This window comes from Asticcacaulis benevestitus DSM 16100 = ATCC BAA-896, assembly GCF_000376105.1.
In the GTDB taxonomy this organism is placed as follows: domain Bacteria; phylum Pseudomonadota; class Alphaproteobacteria; order Caulobacterales; family Caulobacteraceae; genus Asticcacaulis; species Asticcacaulis benevestitus.
On record NZ_AQWM01000072.1, the window covers coordinates 1 to 5,586 of the forward strand.

The following is a 5,586-nucleotide window of genomic DNA, read 5'->3' on the forward strand; positions in this document are numbered from 1 at the left end:
CATCGAGCTTGAGCCGTTCGATATCAAGGTCAGGATTGTGCTCCCAGGATCAGCTCCGAGCACCAGCTTTGGCTCAACGGCGAGATCGAAGATACAGGGAGGGGGAGGCTTCCATCCGGCGTATGCTGAGTTCGCCAATGAGGTCATGGCCAGGAANCAGCAAAATCAGGCCCCTCGAACACAGAGTTCCGATGTGGTGAACGCAGTCTGGCGGGCAGCTACAGACGACAATTGTCCGATGCATCAGCCTGCCGGTGCAGATGCCATCGCTTGGGNGAGTTGAGCTTTACCCCTTCCAAAGCGGCTGTCGGGGGTGAGGACCGCTTTGGGCGCGAAAGAGCCGAAGCAGTGAGATGCCCTGAGCAGGCACTTGCGGTAAAATTGAATTTTGCGTTAGGTAAGGATAGTTTCTACTAAGGGCTGCGCCTACAGGTTCCCTGACAGACAGAAGGTGTTGTTGAAATGCGTAAATATCTGTTCTCGATTGTCATCTTGTTGTGCATATCAGTATTTCTTTTTACGTACCTTATGCCCTTGAAGTTTTTGCCCTTTATTTTGCCTAAGGCTGGGTCTTTAAACGTACGAGTGGAGGGGTATTTGCAAAAAATACACGTAGGCGTTTACGTGCTTTGGGACAAGAATTGCCAAAATACTACGATTGCTTACATTCCTGACGGAGTGAAAAGTAAAAATGGCGCTCTCTTCCAAAAAATAGATGGAGGGCCTCTAAGTGAGAGATTAATTGCGCACGGCGTTTTTGATGGAAAAATACAAAGAGACTCGTCAATAAAAGAAAAGGGTGGCGATAGGGGCCAGGTTTACATAGAAGTAAAAGATATGAAAATTCAAAAAGTTGCAAAAATTTCTGACCAATTCAAATCGACGTCGCAATGTAGCATGATGTACTAGTGGATTGATTCCAACGTTTGGTGCGCGCGCCTGACGGCTGCGACGATCTCATCAGGATCAGCTTTCCAGATGAAGGGGCGCGGCTCCTGGCTATGCTCTTTGATGAAGCGGTCGATGGTAGCCTGAAGATCCACGACGGAGTGGAAGGCGCCGTTTTTCAGGCGTCGCCGGGTCGGTTTGGCAAAGAAACCCTCAGCAGCGTTGAGCCACGAGCAGGATGTGGGGACGAAGTGGAAAGTCCAGAGTGGATGCCTGGCCAGCCAGGCGCGGACTTTGGGCTGCTTGTGGGGTGCGTAATTGTCGAGGATGACGTGAGAATACGCATCAAGGGTTTCAGCTATCGGCTGCAAAAAGGTGCTCCACTTTCCTCGGTCTTGATCATAAGGAAACATGCTCAAGTGCAGGTCTTGGTGCTTTGTCCGGTTTCGAAATTTCGTAGTGAAAGCTGAATGTCCGGAGTAGGCGCACAGGTGCCATCATTCAGGTTTTTTAGCCGGCTCGGCATCCTTCATCTGGATCAGCGTTTGAGTTTGCAGGTTGAGTGATGGTACGCCCATTGCAGCTCTTAATGCGTCCGAGATCGCGGTACGATCATATGGTTCTTGCGTAGTGGCTTTGTCTTTGGGCGTCATGTACTGCGTGCCGAAGACCTGAGGTCGACCGATAGCAAGGAGATAACGGTCAAGTGTCGCGGCTGCAATCCACTTCGCAGCGGCTTTTCCACGTGCAACAGCAGCTGTTGCTAGGACATGGGCCTTCAAATAATCTGCTTCGTTGTCACCGTGCTGGTATACAAAGGCCGCGTGATAGAGGTCGTCGGCACTATGCAGCAGACCTTGATCAAGCAATTCGCCGGTGCGGACCCGGCGCTGGCGATCTGCTTCGCGTTGCATTGCGAAGTCCTTTGGTGGCCAGGTTTGACGGCTCGCTTGGTCAGCGTCGAAGATCGCAGTCATCTCAACATTGGTCGCCCGATAAAGTGGGGTAGGGTAGTTCTGGTTTTGATCCCAGCTACCCATCGATGTATTCGGGGCTTCGCGCACGAGAAGTAACGGCTCAACCTGTATGCCGAATGCGGCAAGCGTAAGATATTCGGCGGTGACATGACTATCATCTATGGATTTCAGTCTGAAGACATCTGGAGATGAGCCTGGACGCAGGTCATCAAAAGTGAGTTCAAGGGTCTCACCAGCGGCAACCACTTTCTTCGCAACGCGATGTTCAACAGGCCCCGCGACATGGCTAAAGCTTTCGCCGTCGGTGCTCATTTTCGCGGGACGATCCCAAGTGGCGGTCCAGATCCCGCTAGACGTTTTTTCAATATCAAACCGGTATATCAGCGTGCCCTCGGACATCGCTGCCCAGATGCCAGACGGGGTGGTGGCCATTGCTGGCATTGAGAAAAATAACGCCCCGATAATAGCTGCTATTCTGATAAACATATCTTCCCCTCCGTTCCTTTCGGATTTCGAGCATTTTCGCAGCTTAAGGTAGTCTTAGCTGTAAGGAAAGAGCTTCCGTTCGAGGTGCCTTTGGGGGCGCTGGCCATTGTGCCCTATGCGGCAGAGATATGGACAAGATCGGATTTGTAAATAGTCAGAAGTGCGTACAACACGCGTAGTCCGGTTTCGGGTGCGAACTTTCGTAGCAACCTGAATGTCCGGAGTGGGCGCAAAGCGAAGTCAAGTTCCTCGTGGTTCCGACGTCTAGATGAGATATCTTCGTCCTGACAACCTGGCGCGTAAGTCATCTTGTGGAAATCAACTTGCCGTCAACAGCCAGTGTTTTGCCGTCGGCGGACGGCGTGAAGATTACTTCGGTGGTCTGGCTGGCCTGGCAATAATAAGTGTCCCATTGTTCTCGCCATTGACCAGTGGAATCCGGCGGAGACACGACTCGAATATCATAGACGAGAGGCACCATAGCGCATTTTATATCTGGGCGCTTGCGCCGGTCTTCCTGCACCTGATTAACGACGTCGGCTTCGGTACGAGCCTGTAGCCCTGGCGTGGTCAGCGAGTGGCCCGCTTCCATCATATTGACGATAGGCATCAGAGCCGGCGCGACATACTTGCTCATCAGGTTTAGCCGATAGGTTTTACCGCAACCTGCGACGCGGATATGCTCGATTGCTACCGAGCCGTCGGGTGCCGCTGCTGTGGCCAGAGTTATAGTTTCCGGAAACCGTGGCGCGGAAGCTTTTCTAGCCTCACTGGACTGCGTCAAAATCTGATCCAGAGTGGGTAGATAGGCGGTGCGATCGTCGGTCACTGCCTCGAAGCCTTCACTTTCAAGCGACATAGTTTTGCAAACACCGAAATAGCGTTCAATGCGGACATCGATACCATCCAACGCCAGTTCGGAATTGACCGCGGCCTCATAGGCCGGCTGGCCCAATGGGCCGGTCAGGCTTAAAGGACGGGGGCTCAAGCTCGACAAAACGGCAAAGGCAACTAAAAGACCGGACATAAAATCTCCCCCTCTGTTCACAACAAATGGTAGCCTGTATCTGCGCACGGTTTCAAGGCTGATAAGGCAATTCCCTCGATGCAGCGTTCACCTGTATCGTTTGACGCGCGGAGTTTCACGCATGTGCGTACGCTGCGCCGTAAGCCTCGTCTTTTGCATTAGTCTACTTGCCCATTGACGGTACAGAAATGAAATCGGGTGACCGGGCTTTGCCTAGTGTCCGCAACTGATAAATTTTCGGGCGGTCCAGAATGACCGCCTTGCGCGCACTGGAGCCGAATGGGCTACATTTTTGGAACTAAGGGCGTAAAGCAAGATTAAAGCAATGGCTCCACGCCATCCGCAAACCCTTGTCTGCACATCGTTTGGGATGGCTCCATTCCACACCCGAATGGTGCCATTTTGGAGCCAGCCCGGTTTAGGAGCCGAGGCGCTCCTGGCAGACCGCTTCAACTGTATCGCGGAGAATGGTGATCCGCTCGTTGAGCCATTTCAGCTCATCTGCAGAGACCGCATACTCTGCTGAATAGCGTGCCTCTACGTACGCCCTGCGGAGGCGGTCAAAGGCTTGTCGGTGCAGTTTGGTATCGTTGGGCCAGACCGCCTTCAGGCGGTCGTTTAGCGCCTCTGCTTGCGACCGCAGCATGGTAATGCGGTGGCTTTTGGGCGAATAGAGCGTCAGTACCAACAGGACGCAATGGTAAAGCCGCTCTGCTGCCTGATGAAGGTTGAAAGCGGTGAGCTTTGCGTTGCCACGTTCACTATGGAAGTTTGCGGCTGCCTGAAACTCGACAGCATCTGGAAACCATTGGTCGTAGTTAGCCTGGGCTTCGTGTCTGACATCGGCCGCTGTGAGCGGCTTCGGCTTAACCAATGGATGACCAGGCGCTTCGTAAAGCATGATGCCGTCACGGGCGATGTCGGTGAAAAACGGTCGACCGCGTGCCAACTGGTCGTTTACATCGGCCAGATCATGGACGATGAAGTTGACCGGCGTTTTTATATTTTGGGTGACCGTCACTTCGCGGATGAAATGCTCGTCCGCCTTGCCCCAATATTCGTGCAAATCGGTGAACTGGTGGCTGTTGACCACGATAAGCAGGTCGTAGTCAGAGCGATAGCCTGAAAGCCGGTCCTCCACCCAGTCGCCGCGCGCATACGAGCCGAAAAGGATGACCTTTAAAATGCGGCCGAGTTTCCGCTTGTCCGATAGCTTGGTTTTAGTGACGTCCTCGAACTCATCGAACAGAACCTTCAGCACGCGCTCAAGCTCGCGGCGCTTCGTGTCTGGTAGGTGAGAGAGCTGATCGGCCAGCATCGAGATTCCTGTAAGGTGGAAATCCGAGTTTAGCACCACTGCCGGGCGTGGGCTACCGCTTTTGCTGCGGCCCTATTTCAAGTGGAGCCTACCTGCCTTCAATGGCAATTCGAGCTGTGTCCATTGTGGAAGCCCGCTGACGTCGGGCTTCGTCGCTGGCACAATGGCGGGCGCTGGCGGCGCGGGCGCTTTCTCTAAATTCCCGCCGTCGATAAACTCCAACAGGTCACGGCGCATGATCAGACGCCGCCCACCAACCTTCACCGACCGCAAGGCCCCTTCAGCGATCCTTTCGTAAAGGAATGACCGGCCCAGGCCTGACGCCTTCACAGCCTCGTCTATGCGGTATGAAATCTTGTCGTTGGTATCTGGCATTGGGTAGCCCTCCAGACCGAATAATATCATGCCAAGGCGGTTTGGCTGATAGTCCCAGGAGGGTCAGGCAACGCCAAATGAGGTCAGGCGGCGCACCTAGCTAGACGCGATGAAACTGGATCGGGGCGCAAACATCGCGTTCTGGGGGCTCTTGCCGGCCCGGCCAACCATAGGCCAAAGGGCCGAAAAGAGCCCATTTTTCGTGAAATTTTGATGCGCAGCAGCAAAGGTCAATTAACGTAATAAAAACAATTGATTACAGCGAAATAACGTAACCGGGGCAAATTGGCGTGCAAGGGGGCTTGGCAGGGACTCGCGGTTATGATTCAAACTGGAGATGGCTCCATCGACTGAATCGAATGACGATTTTTCCCTGGCGGGTTTGCGCAGTGTTGTTGCGACACTTTTGGGGCAGGTTGAGCGACTCCAGACGGAGGTAGGTTCGCAAGCGAAGGTCATTGAAGAACAATCTCGTACCCTTGAAGATTTGAAACTGGCGGTGACGGTTCGCGACG

The 5,586-nt window shown here is 53.5% G+C and carries 6 protein-coding genes; 1 reads left to right on the forward strand and 5 read right to left on the reverse strand.

Annotation, left to right across the window (positions count from 1 at the left end):
* The first annotated feature begins 462 nt into the window (after nucleotides 1-462).
* Nucleotides 463-909, forward strand: a complete 447-nt coding sequence (locus tag B060_RS0123165; protein WP_018084173.1) for a hypothetical protein — start codon at nucleotides 463-465, stop codon at nucleotides 907-909.
* Here the strand turns inward: B060_RS0123165 and B060_RS0123170 are convergent.
* From B060_RS0123170 to B060_RS25800, 5 genes are all read right to left on the reverse strand, one after another.
* Nucleotides 906-1,379 (reverse strand): transposase, encoded by a 474-nt coding sequence (locus B060_RS0123170; protein ID WP_413783261.1) that lies wholly within the window; start codon nucleotides 1,377-1,379, stop codon nucleotides 906-908. The genes B060_RS0123165 and B060_RS0123170 overlap by 4 nt on opposite strands.
* A gap of 6 nt (nucleotides 1,380-1,385) precedes the next feature.
* Entirely contained in the window at nucleotides 1,386-2,351 is a 966-nt protein-coding gene (locus B060_RS27660) for a hypothetical protein (protein ID WP_018084175.1), read from the reverse strand.
* A 304-nt stretch (nucleotides 2,352-2,655) separates the two neighbouring features.
* On the reverse strand, nucleotides 2,656-3,378 hold the full coding sequence (locus tag B060_RS0123180; RefSeq protein WP_081607013.1) for a hypothetical protein: 723 nt from the start codon (nucleotides 3,376-3,378) through the stop codon (nucleotides 2,656-2,658).
* 418 nt (nucleotides 3,379-3,796) lie between these two features.
* Complete coding sequence (locus B060_RS0123185) at nucleotides 3,797-4,696, reverse strand: nucleotidyltransferase and HEPN domain-containing protein (protein WP_018084177.1); 900 nt, start codon at nucleotides 4,694-4,696, stop codon at nucleotides 3,797-3,799.
* A gap of 72 nt (nucleotides 4,697-4,768) precedes the next feature.
* Entirely contained in the window at nucleotides 4,769-5,071 is a 303-nt protein-coding gene (locus B060_RS25800) for an excisionase family DNA-binding protein (protein ID WP_236621695.1), read from the reverse strand.
* Between the last annotated feature and the right edge of the window lie 515 nt (nucleotides 5,072-5,586).

Coding starts and splice junctions, on each gene's coding strand:
- B060_RS0123165 (WP_018084173.1), top strand. CDS start 463: ATGCGTAAATATCTGTTCTCGATTGTCATCTTGTTGTGCATATCAGTA.
- B060_RS27660 (WP_018084175.1), bottom strand. CDS start 2,351: ATGTTTATCAGAATAGCAGCTATTATCGGGGCGTTATTTTTCTCAATG.
- B060_RS0123180 (WP_081607013.1), bottom strand. CDS start 3,378: ATGTCCGGTCTTTTAGTTGCCTTTGCCGTTTTGTCGAGCTTGAGCCCC.
- B060_RS0123185 (WP_018084177.1), bottom strand. CDS start 4,696: ATGCTGGCCGATCAGCTCTCTCACCTACCAGACACGAAGCGCCGCGAG.
- B060_RS25800 (WP_236621695.1), bottom strand. CDS start 5,071: ATGCCAGATACCAACGACAAGATTTCATACCGCATAGACGAGGCTGTG.